21 protein-coding genes are annotated in these 22,002 nt (G+C 63.3%); 10 read left to right on the forward strand and 11 right to left on the reverse strand.

Features of this window, described 5'->3' with window-relative positions:
• Positions 1–24: 24 nt before the first annotated feature.
• Together AC1Q6X_RS14410 and hutC are read right to left on the reverse strand one after the other, a co-directional pair.
• A complete protein-coding gene (locus AC1Q6X_RS14410; RefSeq protein ID WP_230501924.1) occupies positions 25–3,348 on the reverse strand; it encodes a PAS domain-containing hybrid sensor histidine kinase/response regulator in 3,324 nt (1,107 codons plus the stop codon).
• A gap of 451 nt (positions 3,349–3,799) precedes the next feature.
• Entirely contained in the window at positions 3,800–4,519 is a 720-nt protein-coding gene (gene hutC / locus AC1Q6X_RS14415) for a histidine utilization transcriptional repressor HutC (RefSeq protein ID WP_070224202.1), read from the reverse strand.
• Positions 4,520–4,699: 180 nt separating this feature from the next.
• Between hutC and ada the strand changes: the two genes are divergently transcribed.
• From ada to AC1Q6X_RS14430, 3 genes are all read left to right on the forward strand, one after another.
• Complete coding sequence (ada, locus tag AC1Q6X_RS14420; RefSeq protein WP_070224302.1) at positions 4,700–5,755, forward strand: bifunctional DNA-binding transcriptional regulator/O6-methylguanine-DNA methyltransferase Ada; 1,056 nt, start codon at positions 4,700–4,702, stop codon at positions 5,753–5,755.
• A complete protein-coding gene (locus AC1Q6X_RS14425; protein ID WP_492497645.1) occupies positions 5,752–6,441 on the forward strand; it encodes a 2OG-Fe(II) oxygenase in 690 nt (229 codons plus the stop codon). The genes ada and AC1Q6X_RS14425 overlap by 4 nt, the downstream gene beginning before the upstream one ends.
• Before the next feature lie 74 nt (positions 6,442–6,515).
• On the forward strand, positions 6,516–8,192 hold the full coding sequence (locus tag AC1Q6X_RS14430; protein ID WP_492497646.1) for a mechanosensitive ion channel family protein: 1,677 nt from the start codon (positions 6,516–6,518) through the stop codon (positions 8,190–8,192).
• A gap of 42 nt (positions 8,193–8,234) precedes the next feature.
• On the opposite strand, the gene AC1Q6X_RS14435 is transcribed toward AC1Q6X_RS14430, so the two are convergent.
• From AC1Q6X_RS14435 to AC1Q6X_RS14475, 9 genes are all read right to left on the reverse strand, one after another.
• Positions 8,235–8,738: a hypothetical protein gene (locus tag AC1Q6X_RS14435; protein ID WP_121670525.1), complete on the reverse strand. Its 504-nt coding sequence runs from the start codon at positions 8,736–8,738 to the stop codon at positions 8,235–8,237.
• Between the two features lie 13 nt (positions 8,739–8,751).
• Positions 8,752–9,186 (reverse strand): hypothetical protein, encoded by a 435-nt coding sequence (locus tag AC1Q6X_RS14440; protein ID WP_492497647.1) that lies wholly within the window; start codon positions 9,184–9,186, stop codon positions 8,752–8,754.
• A gap of 64 nt (positions 9,187–9,250) precedes the next feature.
• The gene (locus AC1Q6X_RS14445) at positions 9,251–9,748 is read right to left on the reverse strand and encodes a hypothetical protein (RefSeq protein ID WP_492497648.1); all 498 of its coding nucleotides are present in this window, start codon (positions 9,746–9,748) and stop codon (positions 9,251–9,253) included.
• 13 nt (positions 9,749–9,761) lie between these two features.
• Positions 9,762–10,271, reverse strand: coding sequence for a hypothetical protein (locus AC1Q6X_RS14450; protein ID WP_070308411.1), 510 nt, complete (start codon positions 10,269–10,271; stop codon positions 9,762–9,764).
• Between the two features lie 7 nt (positions 10,272–10,278).
• The gene (locus AC1Q6X_RS14455; RefSeq protein ID WP_139143574.1) at positions 10,279–10,734 is read right to left on the reverse strand and encodes a hypothetical protein; all 456 of its coding nucleotides are present in this window, start codon (positions 10,732–10,734) and stop codon (positions 10,279–10,281) included.
• A 47-nt stretch (positions 10,735–10,781) separates the two neighbouring features.
• The gene (locus AC1Q6X_RS14460; protein ID WP_070224208.1) at positions 10,782–11,297 is read right to left on the reverse strand and encodes a hypothetical protein; all 516 of its coding nucleotides are present in this window, start codon (positions 11,295–11,297) and stop codon (positions 10,782–10,784) included.
• 10 nt (positions 11,298–11,307) lie between these two features.
• Positions 11,308–11,742, reverse strand: coding sequence for a hypothetical protein (locus tag AC1Q6X_RS14465; protein ID WP_492497649.1), 435 nt, complete (start codon positions 11,740–11,742; stop codon positions 11,308–11,310).
• A gap of 64 nt (positions 11,743–11,806) precedes the next feature.
• The gene (locus AC1Q6X_RS14470) at positions 11,807–12,277 is read right to left on the reverse strand and encodes a hypothetical protein (protein WP_139143573.1); all 471 of its coding nucleotides are present in this window, start codon (positions 12,275–12,277) and stop codon (positions 11,807–11,809) included.
• Positions 12,252–13,322 (reverse strand): hypothetical protein, encoded by a 1,071-nt coding sequence (locus AC1Q6X_RS14475; protein WP_139143572.1) that lies wholly within the window; start codon positions 13,320–13,322, stop codon positions 12,252–12,254. The genes AC1Q6X_RS14470 and AC1Q6X_RS14475 overlap by 26 nt, the downstream gene beginning before the upstream one ends.
• A gap of 132 nt (positions 13,323–13,454) precedes the next feature.
• Here AC1Q6X_RS14475 and AC1Q6X_RS14480 point away from each other — a divergent pair, with 132 nt between their 5' ends.
• From AC1Q6X_RS14480 to AC1Q6X_RS14510, 7 genes are all read left to right on the forward strand, one after another.
• Positions 13,455–14,069 (forward strand): GNAT family N-acetyltransferase, encoded by a 615-nt coding sequence (locus AC1Q6X_RS14480; RefSeq protein WP_492497650.1) that lies wholly within the window; start codon positions 13,455–13,457, stop codon positions 14,067–14,069.
• A gap of 67 nt (positions 14,070–14,136) precedes the next feature.
• Positions 14,137–15,810 carry an amidohydrolase gene (locus AC1Q6X_RS14485; protein WP_492497651.1) on the forward strand — a complete coding sequence of 558 codons (1,674 nt, stop codon included), beginning with the start codon at positions 14,137–14,139 and terminating at the stop codon, positions 15,808–15,810.
• Between the two features lie 127 nt (positions 15,811–15,937).
• The gene (gene hutU / locus AC1Q6X_RS14490) at positions 15,938–17,641 is read left to right on the forward strand and encodes a urocanate hydratase (protein ID WP_230501944.1); all 1,704 of its coding nucleotides are present in this window, start codon (positions 15,938–15,940) and stop codon (positions 17,639–17,641) included.
• Positions 17,642–17,660: 19 nt separating this feature from the next.
• Positions 17,661–19,220, forward strand: coding sequence for a histidine ammonia-lyase (gene hutH / locus AC1Q6X_RS14495; protein ID WP_492497652.1), 1,560 nt, complete (start codon positions 17,661–17,663; stop codon positions 19,218–19,220).
• A gap of 20 nt (positions 19,221–19,240) precedes the next feature.
• Positions 19,241–20,044 carry an N-formylglutamate deformylase gene (gene hutG, locus AC1Q6X_RS14500; RefSeq protein ID WP_230501947.1) on the forward strand — a complete coding sequence of 268 codons (804 nt, stop codon included), beginning with the start codon at positions 19,241–19,243 and terminating at the stop codon, positions 20,042–20,044.
• Complete coding sequence (locus tag AC1Q6X_RS14505) at positions 20,029–21,417, forward strand: formimidoylglutamate deiminase (protein ID WP_492497653.1); 1,389 nt, start codon at positions 20,029–20,031, stop codon at positions 21,415–21,417. Before hutG ends, AC1Q6X_RS14505 begins: the two co-directional genes overlap by 16 nt.
• Positions 21,417–21,992 carry a HutD/Ves family protein gene (locus tag AC1Q6X_RS14510; RefSeq protein WP_492497654.1) on the forward strand — a complete coding sequence of 192 codons (576 nt, stop codon included), beginning with the start codon at positions 21,417–21,419 and terminating at the stop codon, positions 21,990–21,992. The genes AC1Q6X_RS14505 and AC1Q6X_RS14510 overlap by 1 nt, the downstream gene beginning before the upstream one ends.
• The last annotated feature ends 10 nt before the right edge of the window (positions 21,993–22,002 follow it).

The raw sequence follows: 22,002 nt of genomic DNA on the forward strand, positions 1-22,002 counted from the left end.
TGCCTTAACGGAATTTGGCGGTAGCTAATCGTCATTGGCAAAGCTGGTGTTATTCATGATTTGTTCGGTAATCTGTTCCAGCAGGGGCCACAGGCGCGCGACGATGTGCCGGGCCCGCTCCGCCTCGTCGGCCGCTTCGCCCGGCGCCAGGGTTTCCAGGTTGTGGCACAGCTCGGCCAGTCCCAGGGCCCCCACGGTGCGCGCCGACGACTTGATGCGGTGTCCCAGTTCGCGCACCTGGTGCACGTCGCCGCGCGCCAGGGCCGCATCGATGTCGCCAAAGCCGTCCTGCGTCGTCTGCAGAAACTTGAAGGCGAATTTGCGCACCTTTTCCGGGTTGTAACCGAGCAGCTTGGCCAGGATCGACAGGTCGATCACCTGCGGGTCGCCCGCCAGCGTGGTCTTGAAGGCGGGCGCGGCGCGGCTGCGTGCCGGCGGCGGGGGCGTGTCGCGCGCCGGCAGCCAGCTGGCGATGGTCTGGTACATCATGGCCGGCTGGATGGGCTTGGAAATGAAATCGTCCATGCCCGCGTCCAGGCAGCGCACGCGGTCTTCGCTGGTGGCCGTGGCCGTCATGGCCAGCACGCGCAGGTGCGCCAGCTGCGGGTCGGCGCGGATGTGGCGCGTCGCCTGCAAGCCATCCATCAGCGGCATCTGCACGTCCATCAGCACGCAGTCGAACTGCGTCTGGCGCAGCAGGTCGAGCGCTTCCTCGCCATTGTTGGCCAGACAGACGGAGGCGCCCGCTTCTTCCAGCAATTCCAGTGCCACCTGCTGATTAAACGTGTTGTCTTCCACCAGCAGGATGCGCGCATGCTTGAGCGTGCGCATCACCAGGGCCGCGTCGGCGCTGGCGCGCATGGCCGCCGCCGTCTGCACCATGCTGTCGAGCATGGCGGGTGCCGCCTGGTCGGAAATGCCCAGGTTGGCCGTGAACCAGAAGGTGCTGCCGGCGCCGGGACGGCTGTCGACGCCCACGTCGCCGCCCATCAGCTGGGCCAGCTGCTTGCAGATGGCCAGGCCCAGGCCCGTGCCGCCATATTCGCGCGTGGTGGACGTGTCGGCCTGCTGGAAGGACTGGAACAGCTTGCTCATTTCATCCTGCGACAGGCCGATGCCGTGGTCGCATACTTCAAAGCGCACCAGGCAGTGCCTGGCGTCTGCCACCACCTTGCGCACCTTCACGGTGATGCTGCCCTGTTCGCTGAACTTGATTGCGTTATTGGCGTAGTTGATCAGCACTTGTCCCAGGCGCAATGGGTCGCCCACGAGCACGGCCGGTAATTGCGGGTCGATTTCAAACAGCAGTTCCAGGTTCTTGCCGGCGGCGCGCGGCGCCACTACCGTCATCAGCGTTTGCACGACGTGGTCGAAACTGAAGTTGACGCGCTCGATTTCCAGCTTGCCCGCCTCGATTTTCGAAATGTCGAGAATGTCGTCGATGATGCCCAGCAAGTGTTCGCCGGCAAAACGGATTTTTTCCAGGTAATCGCGCTGGCGCGGTTCCAGGTCCGTTTTCAGGGCCAGATAGGCCATACCGATCACGCCATTCATCGGCGTGCGGATTTCATGGCTCATGTTGGCCAGGAATTGCCCCTTCGCCAGGCTCGCTTCTTCGGCCACCTGCTTGGCCTGGTCCAGCTGCTCCGTGCGCTGCGCCACGCGCTCTTCCAGATGTTCATTGAGTTCGCGCAAGGCGCTCTCGCTGCGCTTGTGATACGTGATGTCCGTCAGGCTGGCCACCACCATGCCCACCTTGCCGTATTCATCGCGGATGGCCTCGGTATTTACGGACAGCCACGACAGGCTGCCGTCGGGCTGTTGCACGCCCATCAGCACGTCGCGCATGGCGACACCCGTCGACAGGGTGATGTGCACGGGATGGCTGCGCTGGTCGAAGGGGGAACCGTCTTCGTGGATCGCTTGCCACAGGCTGTTGCCGGCTGGACTGGCCGCCAGCATGCGCTCGGCAGCGGCATTGCTTTCCAGTATGTGGCCGTGGCTGTCCTGCACCACCAGCCCGTTCGTCACGGCGCCGAACACGGACGCCATGCGCTGGCTCGAGTTCGACAGGGCGATCGACGCCTGGCGCCGCTCCGTGATGTCGGTGATCATCGCCAGGGTGCCGCCCGGCTCGCCGTTGTCCGACTGGATGCTGGTGCTCGACAGCAAGCCCCACAGGCTCGACTGATCCTTGCGGAAGAAGCGGAAATCGACCTGATCCGGCTGGCTGGCGGCACTGCCGTGGCTGGCCAGGCGGCGCTGCATCAGCAGCTGGCTGTCGCGGTCCATGAAGTCGAGCAGGGGACGGCCCAGCATTTCCTGCACCGTGTAGCCGAGCATGTGCGCCATCTTCGGGTTGACGAAGGTGGTCTTGCCGTCCGCATCCGTCATCCAGATGCCTTCGGCGGCCGTCTGCACGATCAGGCGGTAGCGTTCGGAACTGGCGTGCAGCGCTTCCTCGGCGCGTTGCCGCTGCGTCATGTCGCGCAGCGAGACGATGGAAAATACTTGCCCGGCCATGCGCAGCGGCGACAGGCTGACCTTGGCCGGGAAGTGCGTGCCGTCGCGGCGGCGCGCCATCATCACCCGGCCCGGCAGGCTGTGCCGCGCTTGCGGGTCGCCCACGGAGTGGTTGGCCGTGCTTTCCGGTACCAATTGCTCCAACGACATGCCCGTCAATTCGGCCAGCGGATAGCCGAAGCAGCGCGCGCCGATCTGGTTGGCGTAGTGCACCTTGCCTTCGACGTCGGCCACCAGCATGGCTTCGGGCGCCGCTTCCAGCATCGAGCGCATGCGCGATTGCTCATCCTGTTTGCGTTCGCTGATATCGCAGACGATGCCGCTGGCCTGCGTGGCGGCGCCATCCGAGGCGCGTGTCAGCACGGCGCCGCGCGCCAGCAGCCAGCGCCAGTGGCCGTCGCTGTGGCGCAAGCGGAATTCGCAATTGAAGGTGCCGGGCGCCTGGCCATCCAGATGCTGGCGAAAGGCCAGGCTCAGGCGCGCGCGGTCGTCGCGGTGCACTTCGGCCAGCCACTCGTCCAGTGCATGGTCGAGCCTGGCGCTTTTGTCGCCCAGCACGTCCTGGTACTGGGGCGCGAACTGCAGCCGGTCGGCCTGTCGCCGCCAGGTCCAGCCAGCCATGGCCGCGCCGCGCAAGGCTTGCCCGGCGTCCTGTTCGGCCAGGGCATGCGCGGGCAGCAGCAGGCGGCGCAACTGTTGCCGCAGCCGCCAGGCTTGCCAGCAAGCCACTCCCGCCAGGGCGGTGGCGCTGGCGGCAGCGTAAGGCCATAGCAGTGTTGGCGCCATGCCATGTACCGCCGCCTGCACCGGCAAGGAAAGCGTCATGCCTGCCGCCAGCATCGTATGAGCGAGACGACGCAGCGCAGGGCGCCGTCGGCGTGATGCGCTGAAACTCGTGTGGCTGCAATACGACAAATGCATCCCTTTCTGGGGCATGATGGAACTGGGCTGACAGTGCATGATGCGCGCTCAAATAAACGCCTGCGGCGCTTTCTCGCGGCAACTATAGCATCGAATATTTGCTCGGGGTATTTAAGTTCTGAAACAGCCAAAACGGGATTTTTTTTGCCCCGGAATGGCTGTTTTTTTCGCGATTTGGTGAGAATCTGAGAGAAAGTCGGCGCGAAATCGTGCTACGGAATCAGCGATCTGTAGAACGCCTGATAAAACCGTAGCGAGCGGCAGCGATTTGTGGCCGAGAAGCGCAACCGTGCTTGAGCACGGTGAGCATCACAGGCCGCAAAGCGCGACGCGCAGTAGGTTTTTTCAGGTGTTCTCAGGTGAAACTTCCGGCAAACTGATATCGGTGCCCGGGATGCCACATGGTGGCGATCGAGGCGATCTTGCCGCCCGAGCGCGTCTGGCGGCGCAGGACCAGGCACGCCTGTTTCGTGTCGATGGCCAGCATTTCCGCGATGTCGCGCGGTGCCGACAGCGCTTCGATGCTGTAGGTGGCGCCTTGCAGGGGCGCGGCGGCCATCAGGTATTCGTTCGGCGTGATGCTGGAAAAATCCTGCGTCATGTAGTCGGGCGCGCACTCGGGATTGACCCAGCGGTCTTCCACCTGGATCGGCACGCCGTTTTCAAAATGCACGATCAGCGAGTGGAACAGCGGGTGTTCCGGCGGCAGGCCGAATTGCTTGGCCAGCAAATCCGAGGCTTTCGTACGTTCCAGCAATTGCAGGCTGCTGCGGTGGATATGTCCGCGCGCCCGCACTTCATCGGCGATACTCTTGATTTCCAACAAGGTCGCCTGGTATTTTTGCTGCGCCACATAGGTGCCGGAACCCTGGCGCCGCGTCAGCACCTGTTCGCTGGTCAGTTCGCGCACGGCGCGGTTGACCGTCATGCGCGAGACGCCGAATTGTTTCACGAGGGCTTGCTCGGAGGGAATCACGTCGCCTTCCTTCCAGCGTCCGGCGGCGATGCCGGCCAGCAGAAAATCCTTGATGCGCTGGAAAATGGGCGTATTTTCCTGGGTAGTATGATCGTCCAATGCGGTTTCTCCGGGGCGCGGGCAGGGCGCGCCGCCGGCTGGAGGCGCGATGGCCGATTTTAGCACCGAGCAAGGCAGGCGCCGCCAGCCTTTTTTGAATTCAAAAGCAAGCGCCGGAGTGTGGCGCGCGCGGGTGCTGGCTATGCTGGTGACTTATTATTGATTTGCACGGAGTTCGCCATGGAACACGCTTACCTGACTGACGATGAACGCTGGGACGCCCTGCAGCGGCGCGCGCCCGATGCCGACGGCGTCTTTTATTACTCGGTGCGCACGACGGGCGTGTATTGCCGCCCTTCCTGCGCGGCGCGTCCCGCCTTGCGCCGCAACGTGGCTTTTCACGCCACGTGCGAGCAGGCGGAGGCGGCCGGTTTCCGCCCCTGCCTGCGCTGCAAGCCGAACTTGCCGCCCCTGGCCCAGCGCCAGGCGGCCATCGTGGCCGACATCTGCCGTTTGATCGATGCCAGCGACGAGCTGCCCGACCTGGACGCGCTGGCGCAGGCGGCCGGCATGAGCCGCTTTCACTTTCACCGCGTCTTCAAGGCGCACACGGGCATCACGCCGAAAGCCTACGCGGCGGCGCGGCGCGGCGAGCGCCTGAAGGCCGGCTTGCAAGGCGCGGCGAACGTCACGGAAACGTTATATGCGGCCGGCTTCAATTCCAGCGGCCGTCTGTATGCCGCCACGCCCGGCTTGCTGGGCATGACGCCGGGCGCATTCCGTGCCGGCGGCAGCGGCGCCGTGATCCGCTTTGCCATCGGCGCCTGTTCGCTGGGCGCCATCCTCGTGGCCAGCACGGACAAGGGCATCTGCGCCATTTTGATCGACGACGACCCGGAACTGCTGCTGCGCGACTTGCAGGACCGCTTTCCGCAAGCCGAGCTGCGCGGCGCCGAGCCTGACTATGAACAGACGGTGGCGCAGGTGGTGGGCCTGGTCGAGGCGCCGGCGATCGGACTGGACTTGCCGCTGGACGTGCGCGGCACCGTGTTCCAGCAGCGCGTGTGGCAAGCCTTGCGCGAAATTCCCGCCGGCAGCACGGTCAGCTATGCCGAGCTGGCCCGCCGCATCGGCGCGCCGAAAGGCGCGCGCGCCGTGGCGGGCGCCTGCGCCGCCAATGCCCTGGCCGTCGCCATCCCCTGCCACAGGGTGGTGCGCAACGATGGCGCCTTGTCCGGTTACCGCTGGGGCGTGGAACGCAAGCAGGCGCTGCTGGAACGCGAGGGCGAACGGTGAGGGCGCTCGATTGGCGGCAGATCGAGGATGAGCTGAATCAATATGGCTGCGCCGTCGTGCCGGGCTTGCTCAATCCTGCGCAGTGCGCGGCGCTGGCAGCGCAGTATGACGATGCGTCGCGCTTTCGCAGCCGTGTGGTGATGCAGCGCCATGGCTTTGGACAGGGCGAGTACCAGTATTGGGCGCATCCGCTGCCCGATGTGGTGGCCGGCCTGCGCGAACAGCTGTACGGACCGCTGGCGGCGATTGCCAACCGCTGGCACGCCAGCATGGGTCTGGAGACGCGCTTTCCCTCCAGCCACGCCGATTTCCTCGCGCGCTGCCATGCGGCGGGGCAAACGCGGCCCACGCCCTTGCTGCTGCGCTACCGCGAAGGCGATTACAACTGCCTGCACCAGGACCTGTATGGCGAGCACGTGTTTCCGCTGCAACTGGCCGTGCTGCTGTCGCGCCCACAAGACGATTTCACGGGCGGCGAATTCGTGCTGACGGAGCAGCGCCCGCGCATGCAGTCGCGTGCCGAAGTCGTGCCCTTGATGCAGGGCGACGCCGTCATCTTTCCCGTGGCGCTGCGCCCCGTCAACGGCACGCGCGGCAGTTACCGCGTTAACATGCGCCATGGCGTGTCGCGCCTGCGTTCGGGCTTGCGCCATACCTTGGGCATCATTTTTCATGATGCGAGCTGAACGGTAGGTGCGGCGCTTGAGTTTCCGCAATTACATGGCATGATGGCTACTCCCTGTCACTTTTCACTGTTGCCATGTCCGCGTTGCTCCGCCTGTTGTGCCTGTTGACCATCTTCCTGCTGCCCGCAGCCCACGCGGATGAGGGCGCATCCTCGCTCGTTGCGGAAGCCGCGACCGCCATCGCGCCGTCACAGGCCGCCGCCGTCAAGACGGCGCCATTGATGTTTGCCAACCGCAAGGTATTCGTCTTCCGCGCCGCGCTGGCCGGCTATCCGCCCGATGAACGGGCCATCGGCGCGCAGCGCCGCCTGGAAAGCGTGCTGGCGAAAAACGGTCCCTTGCAGGCGAGCACGCGCATGATTCCAGAAGGCACGCAAGTGCTGCTCGATGGCGTGCAGCTGTTCGTCGTTGTGCCTGGCGACGTCAACTTGCTGGCCGGCGACACGACGGAAAGCGTGGCGAAAACGGCCGCCGGCGAGTTGAGCAAGGCCGTGTTTGACTATCGCGAACAGGGCAGTTGGCGCTACCTGGCGATCGCCGCCGCCGTGTGCGCGGTCGCCACGCTCGTGTTCTGGCTGGTGTGGATGGGCTTGACGCGTCTGTACCGCTGGGCCAAGCGCCGCAGCGGCATCCTGCTCGCTTCGCGCCTGCGCGACGTGCGCCTGAAAAATGTGCGCGTGCTCGACGCCGAACACTACATCGCCTTCGCGTATCAGTTGCTCAGCGCCGTACTGTGGGGCTTGCGCCTGATGGCCACGTATCTGTGGGCCGCCTTCGTGCTGGGCCGCCTGCCGTACACGCGTTCCTGGGGCGAAAGCCTGAGCGGCTACCTGTTCGACGTGGCGGCTGACGTCTTTCACGCCATCATCGGCGCCTTGCCGGGGCTGGTGCTGGTGTGCGTGATCTTCGCCATCGCGCGCCTGATCGCCGCCACGGCCGCCTCGCTGTTCAAGCGCGTGGAAAGCGGCGAATTGCAGATCGGCTGGCTCGACAAGGACACGGCCCTGCCCACGCGCCGCATCGCCAGCGTGGTGATCTGGCTGTTCGCGCTGGCCATGGCGTATCCGTATTTGCCCGGCTCGCACACGGCCGCTTTCCAGGGGCTGTCCGTGCTGGTCGGTTTGATGGTGTCGATCGGCGCGTCGAGCATCGTGGGCCAGGGCGCCAGCGGCCTGATCCTGATGTACACGCGCGCCCTGCGCAAGGGAGAATATGTGCGCGTGGGTGACTGCGAGGGCACGGTGGTCGAGTTGGGCATGTTCGAGACGCGCCTGCGCACGGGCCTGGGCGAGGAAGTCGCCTTGCCGAACGCCTGGGTGATGTCGCAAACGACCAAGAATTATTCGCGCGCCCAGCCCGGCGGCGGCTTCGTGCTCGACTCCACCGTCACCATCGGCTACGCCACGCCGTGGCGGCAAGTGCACGCCATGCTGGAACTGGCGGCCTCGCGCACAACGGAACTGTCGACCACGCCGAAACCGTACGTGATGCAGCTGGCCTTGCAGGATTACTATGTGCAATACCGCCTCGTCGCCTACGCCAGTGCCGAAGTCCCCCGCCAACGCGCCGAAGTGCTGAACCGCTTGCACCAGAACATCATCGACGTCTTCAACGAATTCGACGTGCAGATCACCTCGCCGCACTACATCGACGACCCGAAAGAGTCGCACGTGGTGCCGCCCGGTGAATGGTTCAGGGCGCCGGCGAAGCGGGGGGAGGAATCGATTGAGGTGGTTCCGCCCAAGTCTTGAACGCGAGGCGTGGTCTGTGCGTGACGGATGCAATGGCACGCGCTATCTTGGTTTTTCCTCGGGAGCGCAGGTATTCTTGCCATTTGTCAGCTGAATCACCTGGAATCCCCCGGCGGGTGCCGCGAGCAGGCAGAAATCTGCCGAGTAGCGCGAAGTGGGATCGGACGCGGATGGCGGCCTTCCCAGGAAGGATACGCCATACACTTTTCCCGCCACCAGCGGCGCGGCAGCGCTGCTCTCGGCCCCCTCGGGTGCCTTGCCATAGCGCACACATCCCTTGTTTGGCAGGCGATAGCTGGGATCGCCAAACGAGGCATTGGGAAACATGACCGTCCATACGTCTTTCCAGCCATTCGGCCCAGGTGTGCTGATCGTCAGCATCTTCAGGCTGACTGGTCCCCTTGATCGTTCCTCTTCGCTGGCAATTTTGAAGCAGGGAAGGCCAGCCTCCGTCATGACGGCGGCTGTGCCCATGCGCGACCACGCCGAGGCATTGATGCTCGTCAAGGTCGCCAGCAGACAAAGAATAAGGTGGCGATGATTCATGGCATGCCTTGCGTTATCGGGAAGAATTTCTGGCTGGGCACGTATCATCCATCCAGGCCTGTGTATCGCTTTTGATGACGACGAGGCGTGGCTTGGCAGAGACCTGCTGTATGAGACAGAACTTTGCCACATATCCATAGGTAGGATCGGCAGGATCGGCTGGCCTGCCATTCAGAAATACCTCGTACACCCTGCCGGTCTTCAATTCAGGCGCGGGCGCAGCGTCGGCATGAGCCGGAATATTCCCATAGGTAATGCAATTTGTTGAAGACAGCGGAATTTTCTTACTGTCCGTCATGAGAAACCCCCATATTTCCGTCGTTGGCTTGACCGTCACGTCGGACACGCTCAAGGCGCCGAGGAAGGGCTGGCCGTTGCGCCTCTCTTCCTGTTTGGAAATGCTAAAGCAGGGCACGCCATTGATCGAGGTAACTTCGGCATCGGCCATGCGTGAGCGCGCGTAGCCGTTCATACTTGAGAGCGCGAGCAGTATGAACAGCGTTGGATTGATGCTAGCGGGGCGTCGGGCAGACTTCATCGATCCAGGCCTGCATGTCGCTGTTGATGGGGATGACTTGCTGGCCGCCATCCGCCGTAGCTCTCACGCAGAATTTTCCTTGGTAACCATAGGTTGGATCGGACGGATCTTTGGGGCTGCCATTCAGGAACACATGATAAAAATGCCCGGGCATCAGTTTTTCAGCGCGCATGCCCGTCGCGCCGGTAGGCAGTTTTCCATAGCGGATGCATGTGCTGGCGCGGATGGGTAGCGGCATCTCTGGAGGCATGGAGAATCCCCATACTTCTTTTACTGGTTGCGCGGACATGTCTGAAACCATGAGTGCGCCAAGAAATGGCAGGCCATTGCGTGCCTCTTCCTTTTTTGTAATGGAGAAGCACGGCATGCCGTTGCCAGAGTGAATGAGGGCATCAGCGATGCGCGACCACGCCGAGGCATTGATAGTCGTCAGCGTGGCAAGCAGGAATAGCAGTGTGTGACGATATGGCATGGCGATCCTTGCACTATCTGATGTGCGAATGCTCCGGGCAACTATCCTGTTTCCACGCTGGCGTGTCGCTGCCAATGGCGATGATTTTTCGTTCACCAGTGGCCGTGGCTACTATGCAAAACTTTCCCATGTAGCCATAGGTAGGGTCTGCAGGATCATTTGGTCTTCCATTGAGGAAAATGCTGTAGACCCGTTCTGTGTGCAGTTCAGGGGCGGGCATGCCGTTCGCGCCTTGGGGAAGGTCACCATACCGAAGGCAGCTTTTTGACGAGAGCGGTACTTTTTTTCCACCAGTCATATAAAAACTCCACACACCAACGACGGGCTTTTCTGACAGGTTTGAAATGCTGAGTGCTCCCAGGAGTGACTGGCCGTTACGCTGTTCTTCCGTCTGCGAGATTGTGAAGCAGGGGGTGCCATTCACTGAACTGATTTCAGCATCGGCGATGCGTGATGTTGCACAGGCATGCAGACTGAGGAACATGAGCAATATGAACAGGGCATTCTGCTGCAAGGACATCATGTTTTTCCTATTTCTGAACGGGGCAGATTTCATCTATCCAGGCTTGGCTATCTCTGTCGATACGAAGAATCTTGCGCTCCCCGGAGATGCCGGTGATTAAGCAAAATTTCCCGACGTAGCCGCGAGTAGGATCTGAAGGATCGGCTGGCCTACCGTTCAGGAAGACGTCATACATGCGCCCCGTTTTCAGCGGCGGCGCTTTGGGCGGCTTGACCTCTGCCTTTGCTGGAGCAAGCCCATACAAAAGGCAGGACTTGGCATGCACAGGAATAGTTGCTGTTCCCGGTAAAAGAAAAGACCATACTTTGACTGCGGGCTTGGCGGATACATCTGTCAGTACGACCGCACTAATCTGCGGAAGCCCGTTGCGTGCTTCTTCTTGTTGCGAAATGGTGAAACAGGGAATGCCATTTTTTAGCTGTACTTCCGCGTATGCCATGCGGGAGGTGGCCGAGGCACTCATGCAGGTCATCAAGGCGAGTACCAATAGGCTCTTGTGGCAGATGGGCATTATTGGCCTTTTTGTGCTGGGGTGTTTGCCGGGCAAATTTCGTCTATCCAGGCCTGCATATCGCGTTTGATGGGAATGACCTGTTGACCACCGTTAGTTGTCGCGATGAGACAGAATTTCCCTTTGTAACCACGGGTCGAGTCAGACGGGTCATCCGGCCTGCCATTCAAGAAGACGCTGTACATCCTGCCTGTTTTCAACATCGTCGCGGCAGTCGATTCGGCTCCTGCTGGTACTTGGCCATACAAATAGCAGGTTTTTGCATGCATGGGTAGGGGCGTCGCTCCAAGGAGAATGAAGGACCAGACCTCTACAGGCGGCTTTATGGAGATATCGTAAACCATGAGTGCACCCAGCATTGGCGTTCCATTGCGGCGTTCTTCTTTTTTTGAAATGGTAAAGCATGGTATGCCTTTGAAAGCGCTAATCTCGGCTTCGGCCATGCGCGACCACGCCGAGGCATCCATGCTCGTCAAGGTCGCCAGCAGACAAAGAATAAGGTGGCGGTGATTCATGGCATGCCTTCTATGGGACAGGATTTTTGGCTGGGCACGTATCATCCATCCAGGCCTGTGTATCGCTTTTGATGACGACGAGGCGTGGCTTGGCAGAGACCTGCTGTATGAGACAGAACTTTGCCACATATCCATAGGTAGGATCGGCAGGATCGGCTGGCCTGCCATTCAGAAATACCTCGTACACCCTGCCGGTCTTCAATTCAGGCGCGGGCGCAGCGTCGGCATGAGCCGGAATATTCCCATAGGTAATGCAATTTGTTGAAGACAGCGGAATTTTCTTACTGTCCGTCATGAGAAACCCCCATATTTCCGTCGTTGGCTTGACCGTCACGTCGGACACGCTCAAGGCGCCGAGGAAGGGCTGGCCGTTGCGCCTCTCTTCCTGTTTGGAAATGCTAAAGCAGGGCACGCCATTGATCGAGGTAACTTCGGCATCGGCCATGCGTGAGCGCGCGTAGCCGTTCATACTTGAGAGCGCGAGCAGTATGAACAGCGTTGGATTGATGCTAGCGGGGCGTCGGGCAGACTTCATCGATCCAGGCCTGCATGTCGCTGTTGATGGGGATGACTTGCTGGCCGCCATCCGCCGTAGCTCTCACGCAGAATTTTCCTTGGTAACCATAGGTTGGATCGGACGGATCTTTGGGGCGGCCATTCAGAAATACGCTATAGAAATGTCCTGGAATAAGAATTTTTGGTTTAATTCCTGTAGCAGTAGGGGGCAAATCTCCATAACGAATGCACGAATCTGCATGGATTGGAATAGGCCAATCTGGAGGTACAGAGAAAGACCATACCTTCTTGACGGGTTGAACGGACAGATCGGAAACGATTAATGCCCCGAGCATTGGTGTGCCATTGCGTGCCTCCTCCTTTTTTGTAATGGAAAAGCACGGTATTCCGTTTGAAGTAGTGACGACAGCATATGCCATACGTGAAAAGGCGGATCCGTCAGGGGATATCGAATAAAGGCTCATGGTCGATATTATTACCAGGAAGATTTTTTGGACTTTTTCGATTTTTAAAGAAATCACCGAGTACCTCTTCAAAAGTTTTTTGAGAGTTCTTATATTTCTGTTGGACCATTGCTTCAGTAGAATCTAAAAATTTCAGCACAAAGTAGTCTGCAATTAAATCTCCTTGAGCTTCCATATTGTGATCGGCCAGTTTTTGATTTGCTAGCAAAATGTATGTATAGTCCAGGCCGAGACGAATGGCACCACGTATCTTTACTGGATAGTTGAGTTGATACTGCCAAATATGAACCATTTCGTGGATGAACCAATGCTTCCGATGATCATCCTCCTTTGAGAAATCCTCCCGATACTCCGACTCATGAAAATATATCTCCCCATCCGGCGTCATGGCCACGTTCTTCGGCTGTAAACCGAACCACAAATACGGTTCGCCATGCACCTTGACCTTGCCATAGTCGATCGCATCCTGGAACAGCATCCACGCCATGTCGATCTCGCCCCTGGTCAGCGGGCGAACCTTGTCCTTCACTTTCACCTGCTTGACGGACGAACCGACGTCCTTGTCGGTCGTCTTGATGCCTTCCAGCGGGACGAGCTTGACGGCTGGCGCCGCGTGTTTGGGCGCGGCGGCGCAGCATGGCGATTTGTCCGCGTGCGGCAGGAATTCGGCCTGGGTAATTTGCTCTTCCCGCTTGCTGGCGATGCGCCCCGTGCGTCCCTTCGCATCCGTCGTGCCCGTCCACGTTTCGCCATTGCTCAAGGTGAGCCGGTAGTCGGCGTGCGCCAGCGGCACCTTGTTTTGCGAGACGAATTCCAGCTGTTCGTCGTAGCCGCAGCACCAGCATTCGTCGGGCTGGCCGGCCAGGCGGTGCAGTTCGCAGCCGCTTGTCGCGTTGCGTAGGGTGGCGCCCAGCACGGGCTGGCCGTCGGCGCTGAAGGTGACGATCATGCTGTCGAAGCGCGCGCCCAGGCTTTTCTTTTGATGGGCCACGAGCTTGAAGAACACGTCGCACGCGGTGGTGCTGATGACATGGTGCCTGGCCATGGAACCTCCGCGATAAAACGCCAGCGTAGGCCAGCGGCGGCGGGGAGGTATTGACTGGGCGCAAGGCTTGGGCGCTTGCGTTAAGATGCCGGGCGTCGCAATGAAAAGATACAACGAACAGAAAGAGAACCCATGTCCAGCACCCCCCATACTCAAGCATCGCAAGCCGCCCTCAGCCTGGCTGCCGCCCTGATCGGCGACCCGTTTTACCGCGCCGTCACGGTGGCCTGCGGCGACGACGAAACGGCACGGCTGGCCATGCTGGAAGCGTATTTTGCGCTGGCGCTGACCGAGGGCGAGCAGGCGGGGCGCGTCGACCTGGCCGATGCGGTAGGCAATGGCGCCGCCATCTGGACGACGGATGCGCCGGCAGCCCAGCGTCAGGCCGCCTACGCGCAGCGCGAAGCAGCCTTGCGCGTGCTGCTGGGAGAGCAGGGCTACGCGCATTTCACGGCCATCGTCGGGAACATGGAGCACGCGCTGGCGCCGCATGGTCTGCAGGACGCGTGGTATCTGTCGATCGCCGGCATCGCCCCGGACGCACAGGGGCGGGGACTGGGTGCGTCCGTGCTGGCGCCGGGCCTGGCGGCCGTCGATGCGGCGGGCGCCGCGTGCTTCCTGGAGACCTACAACGAGCGCAGCCTGCCGTTTTATGCCCGCCTGGGCTTCGTGGTGGCAGGGCGTTATGCGGAAGCCGTCACGGGCTGCGATTACTGGCTGATGCTGCGGCAACCCACTGCTGCCTGATTGACCATTTTGCCAATTTCTATACACTCGTCTTTTCACTCATTTATTAAAAGACCTGGAGATGGAAATGCCGACCCTGCCACTGCGCCGTACCCTGCTCGTTCTCGCCTGCCTGGGCACCTTGGGCCAGGCCCATGCCGACACGGTCATCAACAATGCGAATGGCTACACGCTCGACGCGCATGGCAAGGTGGTGCGCTTCACGGCGCTGGCCTTTGACGACGCTGGAAAACTCCTTGCCGTCGGCAGCGCCGCGCAGGTGAAGCGCAAGGCGGCCAAGGGCGCCCTGCACGTCGACGTGCGGGGAAAAACCGTGTTGCCCGGCCTGATCGACGCGCACGGCCACGTGTTCGGCCTGGGGACGATCGCCAGCGGCGTGATGCTGTACGGTTCGTCGTCGCTGCCGGCCGCCGTGCAAGCCGTGGGCGACTTCGCCCGCGCGCATCCCGAGCGCAGCTGGGTCGTCGGCAGCGGCTGGAACCAGGAAATCTGGAAGCTGGGCCGCTTTCCCACGGCCGCAGAACTCGATGCGGTGGAAAGCGCGCGGCCAGTGTGGCTGCGCCGGGTCGATGGCCACGCGGGCTGGGCCAACAGCCGCGCGCTGGCGCTGGCCGGCATCACGCGCGCCACGCAAGACCCGGCCGGCGGCAAGATAGTCCGCGACGCGGATGGCAACGCCACCGGCGTGCTGGTCGACAGCGCCATGGACTTGATGGATGCCGTGCTGCCCAAGCCGGGCGACGTGGAAAACCGCGCCGCCCTCGATGGCGCGCTGGCGCAGCTGTCGCAGGCGGGCCTGACCAGCGTGCACGATGCGGGCATCGGCCAGATGCAGGACCGGCTGTTCCGCGACTACGCGGACCACGGCAAGCTGACGGTGCGCGTCTACGGCATGATTGCCGATACCACGGAAGATTTCGACGCGCTGTCGAAAAGCGGCCCATTAAAAAGCTATGCGCGCGACATGTACGCCTTGCGCGCCGTCAAACTGCTGTCCGACGGCGCCCTGGGCAGCCGCGGCGCGGCCCTGCTGGCGCCGTACAGCGACGATCCTTCCACCCGCGGCCTGCTGTTCTACAAGGACGACGCCATGCGCGCGAAAATGGAAAAAGCCATGCGCGCCGGCTACCAGGTGAACGTGCACGCCATCGGCGACGCGGGCAACCATCAAATCCTCGACGGCTACCAGGCCTTGACCGCGCAATACCATAGCGTGGGCCTGCGCCACCGCATGGAGCACGCGCAGGTGGTGCAATTATCCGACATCCCCCGTTTCAAGGCGCTGGGCATCGTGCCGTCGATGCAGCCCACGCACGCCACGTCCGACCAGAACATGGCGGAGCAGCGCGTGGGCCACGAGCGCATCAAGGGCGCGTATGCGTGGCGCACCTTCCTCAAGCAGGGTTCGCGCATCGCCTGCGGCTCCGACTTCCCCATCGAGTCGCCGAACCCGTTCGAGGGCATCCACGCGGCCGTCACGCGGCAGAACAGCGAGGGGTTCCCGGCCGGCGGCTGGTATCCGCAGCAAGCCATGACGGTCACCGAGGCGCTGCGCTGCTTCACCTTGGACGCGGCCTGGGCGGCGCACCAGGAAAAGGTCATCGGCACGCTGGAAGCGGGCAAATGGGCGGACTTCATCGTCGTCGACCAGGACCTGTTCACCGTCGAGCCCAAGGCCATCGGCAAGACGCAGGTGCTGCAGACGTGGGTGGCGGGCAAGCGCGTGTTCGAGAAAGAATGAGGGCCGGGGTCAGACCCGTCGGGTCTGACCCCAAAAGAAAATCTGTTGACTTGGTTGTATAGACAACCTATGCTGGGAGTACCAGAGCGGGCCAGGTACGCCCGCTCGCACCCTACGAGGAGACAGCATGAACAGCACAATGGACACCGATCCACGCTTTGATGCCAGCCGTACCATCCGCGCCCCGCGCGGCACGGTCATGGCTTGCAAGAGTTGGCAGGCCGAGGCGGCCTACCGCATGTTGCAAAACAACCTGGACCCGGAAGTGGCGGAAAATCCGCAGCACCTGGTCGTCTACGGCGGCATCGGCCGCGCGGCCCGCAACTGGGCCTGTTTCGACCAGATCCTCGCCTCGCTGCGCGAACTGGAAGACGACCAGACCCTCCTGATCCAGTCCGGCAAGCCGGTGGGCGTGTTCCAGACCCACGCGGACGCGCCGCGCGTGCTGATCGCCAATTCCAACCTGGTGCCGAAATGGGCGAATTGGGAACACTTCAACGAACTCGATCGCCAGGGCCTGTTCATGTACGGCCAGATGACGGCCGGCAGCTGGATTTACATCGGCACACAGGGCATCGTGCAGGGCACGTATGAAACCTTCGCCGAGGCGGGCCGCCAGCATTTCGGCGGCGACTGGGGCGGGCGCTGGATCTTGACGGCGGGCCTGGGCGGCATGGGCGGCGCGCAGCCGCTGGCCGCCACCATGGCGGGCGCCGTCTCGCTCAATATCGAATGCCAGCAAAGCAGCATCGACTTCCGCCTGCGCACGCGCTACCTGGACAAGCAGGCGGCGAGCCTGGACGAAGCTTTGGCGCTGGTGAAATATCACACCGAACGCAAGGAAGCCATTTCCATTGGCCTCCTGGGCAACGCGGCCGAAGTGCTGCCGGAACTAGTGCGCCGCGCCAAGGCGGGCGGCCTGGTGCCGGACCTGGTGACGGACCAGACGTCCGCGCACGACCTGGTCAACGGCTACCTGCCGCGCGGCTGGAGCGTGTCGGACTGGAAGGCGGCGCAGCAAGACCCGCAGCGCCACGCGCGCCTGACGGTGGCCGCCGCCGATTCCTGCGCCGCCCACGTGCAGGCCATGCTCGATTTCCACGCCATGGGCGTGCACACCGTCGATTACGGCAACAACATCCGCCAGGTGGCGTTCGACCAGGGCGTGCAGAACGCCTTCGACTTCCCCGGTTTCGTGCCCGCGTATATCCGCCCGCAATTTTGCGAAGGGCGGGGGCCGTTCCGCTGGGTGGCCCTGTCGGGCGACCCGGAAGACATCTATAAAACGGATGCGAAGATCAAGGAGCTGTTCCCGCACCACAAGCAGGTGCACCACTGGCTGGACATGGCGCGCGAACGCATCGCCTTCCAGGGCCTGCCGGCGCGCATCTGCTGGCTGGGACTGGGCGAGCGCCACATCGCCGGCCTGGCCTTCAACGAGATGGTGCGCACGGGCGAGCTGAAGGCGCCCATCGTCATCGGCCGCGACCACCTGGACACGGGTTCCGTCGCCAGCCCGAACCGCGAGACGGAAAGCATGAAGGACGGCACGGACGCCGTCTCCGACTGGCCGCTGCTCAACGCCATGCTGAACACGGCCGGCGGCGCCACCTGGGTCTCGCTGCACCATGGCGGCGGCGTGGGAATGGGGTATTCTCAGCATGCGGGCATGGTCATCGTGGCCGACGGCACGGAAGGGGCGGCGAAACGCCTGGCCCGGGTGCTGGTCAACGACAGCGGCTCGGGCGTGATGCGCCATGCCGATGCCGGCTATGAAACCGCGGCCGCCTGCGCCAAGCGCAACGGCCTGATTCTTCCAATGCTTCCTTGAGACCTTGATGCGAATGACTATGACACAGCATGCCAAAAGTTGGACCCTGAAACCGGGCGCGATGACCCTGGGCGACCTGCGCGCCGTCTGGGCCGCGCCCGCCAAACTGATCCTCGCCGCCGAGGCCTATCCCGTCATTGAGGCGTCGGCCGCCGCCGTGCAAGCCATCGTCGCCAAGGGTGATGCGGCCTACGGCATCAACACGGGCTTCGGCCTGCTCGCCAAGACGCGCATCCCCGATGAAAAACTCGAGCAATTGCAGCGCAACCTGATCCTGTCGCATTCCGTCGGCACGGGAGAGCTGCTGTCGGACGCCGTCGTGCGCCTGATCATGCTGATGAAGATCGGCAGCCTGGCGCGCGGCTTTTCCGGCGTGCGCCCGCTGATCGTTGATACCTTGATCGCCCTGTACAACGCGGGCATCATGCCGGCCATTCCCGCCAAGGGCTCCGTCGGCGCCTCGGGCGACCTGGCACCGCTGTCGCACATGACCCTGGCCATGCTGGGCGTGGGCGACGTGCGCGTCAACGGCGAATTGATGGCGGCGCCCGAAGCGCTGGCGCAGGCAGGCATCGCGCCCGTCGTGCTGGCGGCGAAAGAGGGCCTGGCGCTGATCAACGGCACGCAAGTGTCGAACGCGTTGGCGCTGCATGGCCTGTTCATGGCCGAGCGCCTGCTGGAAGCGGCCATGGTCACGGGCGCGCTGTCGCTGGACGCGGCCAAGGGCAGCGACTCGCCGTTCGACGCGCGCGTGCACGCCGTGCGGGGACAGCCGGGGCAGATACTGGCCGCGCAGATGTACCGCCAGCTGGTAGCCAACAGCGCGATCCGCGCTTCGCACCTGGAAGGCGACGAACGCGTGCAGGACCCGTACAGCCTGCGCTGCCAGCCGCAAGTCATGGGTGCCTGCCTCGATCTGATCGGCAACGTGGGCCGTACCCTGCTGATCGAAGCCAATGCCGTCACGGACAATCCGCTGATCTTCCAGGATGGCCCCAACGGGCAGGCGGAAATCGTCTCGGGCGGGAACTTCCATGCCGAGCCGGTGGCCTTTGCCGCCGACACCCTGGCGCTGGCGATCGCCGAAATCGGCGCGCTGGCCGAGCGCCGCATCGCGCTGCTGATCGACGCCACGTTGTCCGGCCTGCCACCGTTTCTCGTGCGCGACCCGGGCGTCAATTCCGGCTTCATGATCGCCCACGTGACGGCGGCCGCGCTGGCGTCGGAAAACAAGTCGCTCGCCCATCCAGCCAGCGTCGACAGCCTGCCCACGTCCGCGAACCAGGAAGACCACGTGAGCATGGCCACGTTCGCCGGGCGCCGCCTGGACGACATGGCGCACAACACGGCCGTCATCGTCGGCATCGAACTGCTGGCCGCCGCGCAGGGCATCGATTTCCACCGTCCGCTGAAAACCTCGCCGCACCTGGAACACGTGCACCACCAGCTGCGCCAGAAGGTGCCGTTCTTCGACGCCGACCGCTTCTTCGCGCCCGACATCGAGGCGGCCAAGCAGATGGTGCTGCAGGGCGAATTGAGCAGCACCTGCAAGAATTTGTTCGCCCCGCTGTACGCTTGAGCGGGCGCAAGGAGACAGGCATGGATTTCCGCTTCAACGAAGGCAGCATCCCGCTGCTCGTGTCGATGCCCCACGTGGGCACCGACATACCGGACGATATCGCCGCGCGCATGACGCCGCAGGCCCTGATCAAGGCCGACACGGACTGGCATTTGCGCGAGCTGTATGGTTTTTTGCAGGAGATGGACGCGTCGGTGCTGTCGGCGCGCTGGTCGCGCTACACCATCGACTTGAACCGCCCGCAGGAAGACACGAATCTGTACCCGGGCCAGGACACGACGGGCTTGCTGCCCAACGATACCTTCCACCGTGAGCCGCTGTACCTGGCCGGCAAGGAGCCCGATGCGGCTGACGTGCAGCGCCGGTTGCAGCGCTACTGGGCGCCGTACCACCAGCAGCTGCGCGCGGAACTGGACCGGCTGCTGCGCGTGCATGGCGCCGTGGTGCTGTGGGATGCCCATTCCATCGCCTCGCATGTGCCGCGCTTCTTCGACGGCAAGCTGCCCGACCTGAACTTCGGCACGGCCGATGGCGCCAGCTGCGATGCTGGCCTGACGTCCGCCGTGGTGGACATCGCGCGCGCGCAGGATGCATTTACAGTGGCCTTGAATGGCCGCTTCAAAGGCGGCCATATCACGCGCCATTACGGCCAGCCGGACAAGTGCGTGCATGCGATCCAGCTGGAGATGTGCCAGTGCCTGTACATGAATGAACCTGGCATGGACGAGGCGGCGCCATTCGGCTACCGGCCCGACCTGGCGGCCCGGGTGCAGCCGCTGCTGCGCCAGATGATGGAAGCGGCCGTGGCATGGGTGGCGCGTTGAGTACCTGTCTGTTCGCGCGCCACGCGCTGCTGCCGCAAGGCTGGCGCCGCGACGTGCTGCTGGAATGGGATGCGGCCGGCGACTTGACGCACGTCAAAGAGGGCGCTTCGCCGCCCGCCGGTGCCGAAGTGGCCGAGTATGTCTTGCCCGGCATGGTCAACCTGCATTCGCATGCGTTCCAGCGCGCGCTGGGCGGCATGACGGAGGTTGCGGGTGACGAGGTTAATCAGGTAGCGGACAGCTTCTGGACCTGGCGCGAGCTGATGTACCGCTTCGCGCGCCACATCACGCCGGAACAGATGGAAGCCATCGCCGCGCAGCTGTTTGCCGAATGCCTGCGCCATGGCTACACGTCCGTGTGCGAATTTCACTACCTGCAGCGCGATGCGGCTGGCGACCTGTATGCGCGTCCCGCCGAAACGGCTGAACGGGTGCTGGCGGCGGCGCGCATCAGCGGCATCGGCATGACCATGCTGCCCGTGCTGTACAGCCATGCGGGCTTCGGCGCACAGCCCCTCAAACCCGAGCAGGCGCGCTTCCGCACCGGTGCGGACGATGTCTTGCGCATCATCGAGGCGCTGGCGCCGCAGCGCGGCGGGCAGGTGGAAGTGGGCTTTGCGCCGCATTCGCTGCGCGCCGCCGGCGTGGCGCAGATCCGCGAAGTGGCGCAAGCGCTGCCCGCAGATCGCCCTATCCACATCCACATCGCCGAGCAGCAGGGCGAGGTGCGCCAGTGCCTCGACTACAGCGGCCGGCGCCCGGTGCAGTATTTGTACGACCAGGTCGACGTCGACGCGCGCTGGTGCCTCGTGCACGCCACGCATGTGCAGCCCGACGAGGTGGCGCGGATGGCCGCCAGCGGCGCCGTGGCGGGCCTGTGCCCGACGACGGAGGCGAACCTGGGCGACGGCCTTTTCCCGCTGGCCGAATTCATCGCCGCCGGCGGGCGTTTCGGCGTCGGCAGCGACAGCCACGTGTCGCAGTCGCCCGTGGAGGAATTGCGCTGGCTCGAATACGGCCAGCGCTTGCAGCGCCAGCAGCGCAATGTGGCCGCCACGCCGGAGCAGCGCCATGTGGGCGACTATCTGTGGCAGGCAGCCTTGCGGGGCGGCGCGCAGGCGGCCGGACGCAAGCTCGGTGCTTTGGCGCCGGGCTGCCGCGCCGATGTGCTGGTGCTCGACGACGCGCATGTGAACCTGTGCGGCGTGGCCATCGCCGACGTGCTGGGCAGTTTTATCTTCTGCGGCAACGACAAGCTGGTGCGCGACGTGCTGTGCGGCGGCCAGTGGCAGGTGCGCGATGGGCGCCACGTGGCGCAGGACGCCATCGCCACCGCCTACAAGCGCACCCTGGCGCAACTGAGGGCGTTCTGATGGCGACCTTCATCCCACAGGAATACCTGCGCGTCGCACCGTGGAAAAACGGCGGCGGCAGCACGACGGAAATCGCCATTTCTCCGCCGGACGCCGGTTTCGACGATTTTGACTGGCGTATCAGCCTGGCGACGATCACGGCCAGCGGGCCGTTTTCCAGCTTTCCCGGCATTGACCGCAGCCTGATGCTGGTCGATGGCGACAGCGTGCAGCTGACGCTCGACGGCACGCGCAAGGTGGTTTTGAGCGCGGCACAACCGATGCTGTGGTTTCCCGGCGAAGTGGCCGTGGTTGCGCAGGTCAAGGGGCCGACGACGGATTTCAATGTGATGACGCGGCGCGACCGCTGCCGCCATCAGCTGGAAAAAATCACGGCGCCGGGCAAGCTGGTACGGCGCAGTGCGGCGACCCTGCTGTTCGTCGCCGGCGAAGGCCACGTGCTGGCGCGCGGTGGCGAGCAGCAGTTCGCGCTGGCCCGCCATGACGCGCTGCTGCTGGACGCCGACGACGCGCCGGACTGGCGGCTCGACGCCTTGCAGCGCACGGCCGTGTTCCGCGTCGACCTGTTCATCTAGGAGAGAAAAG

The sequence above is a fragment of the Janthinobacterium sp. GW823-FHT06H09 genome, assembly GCF_058794735.1.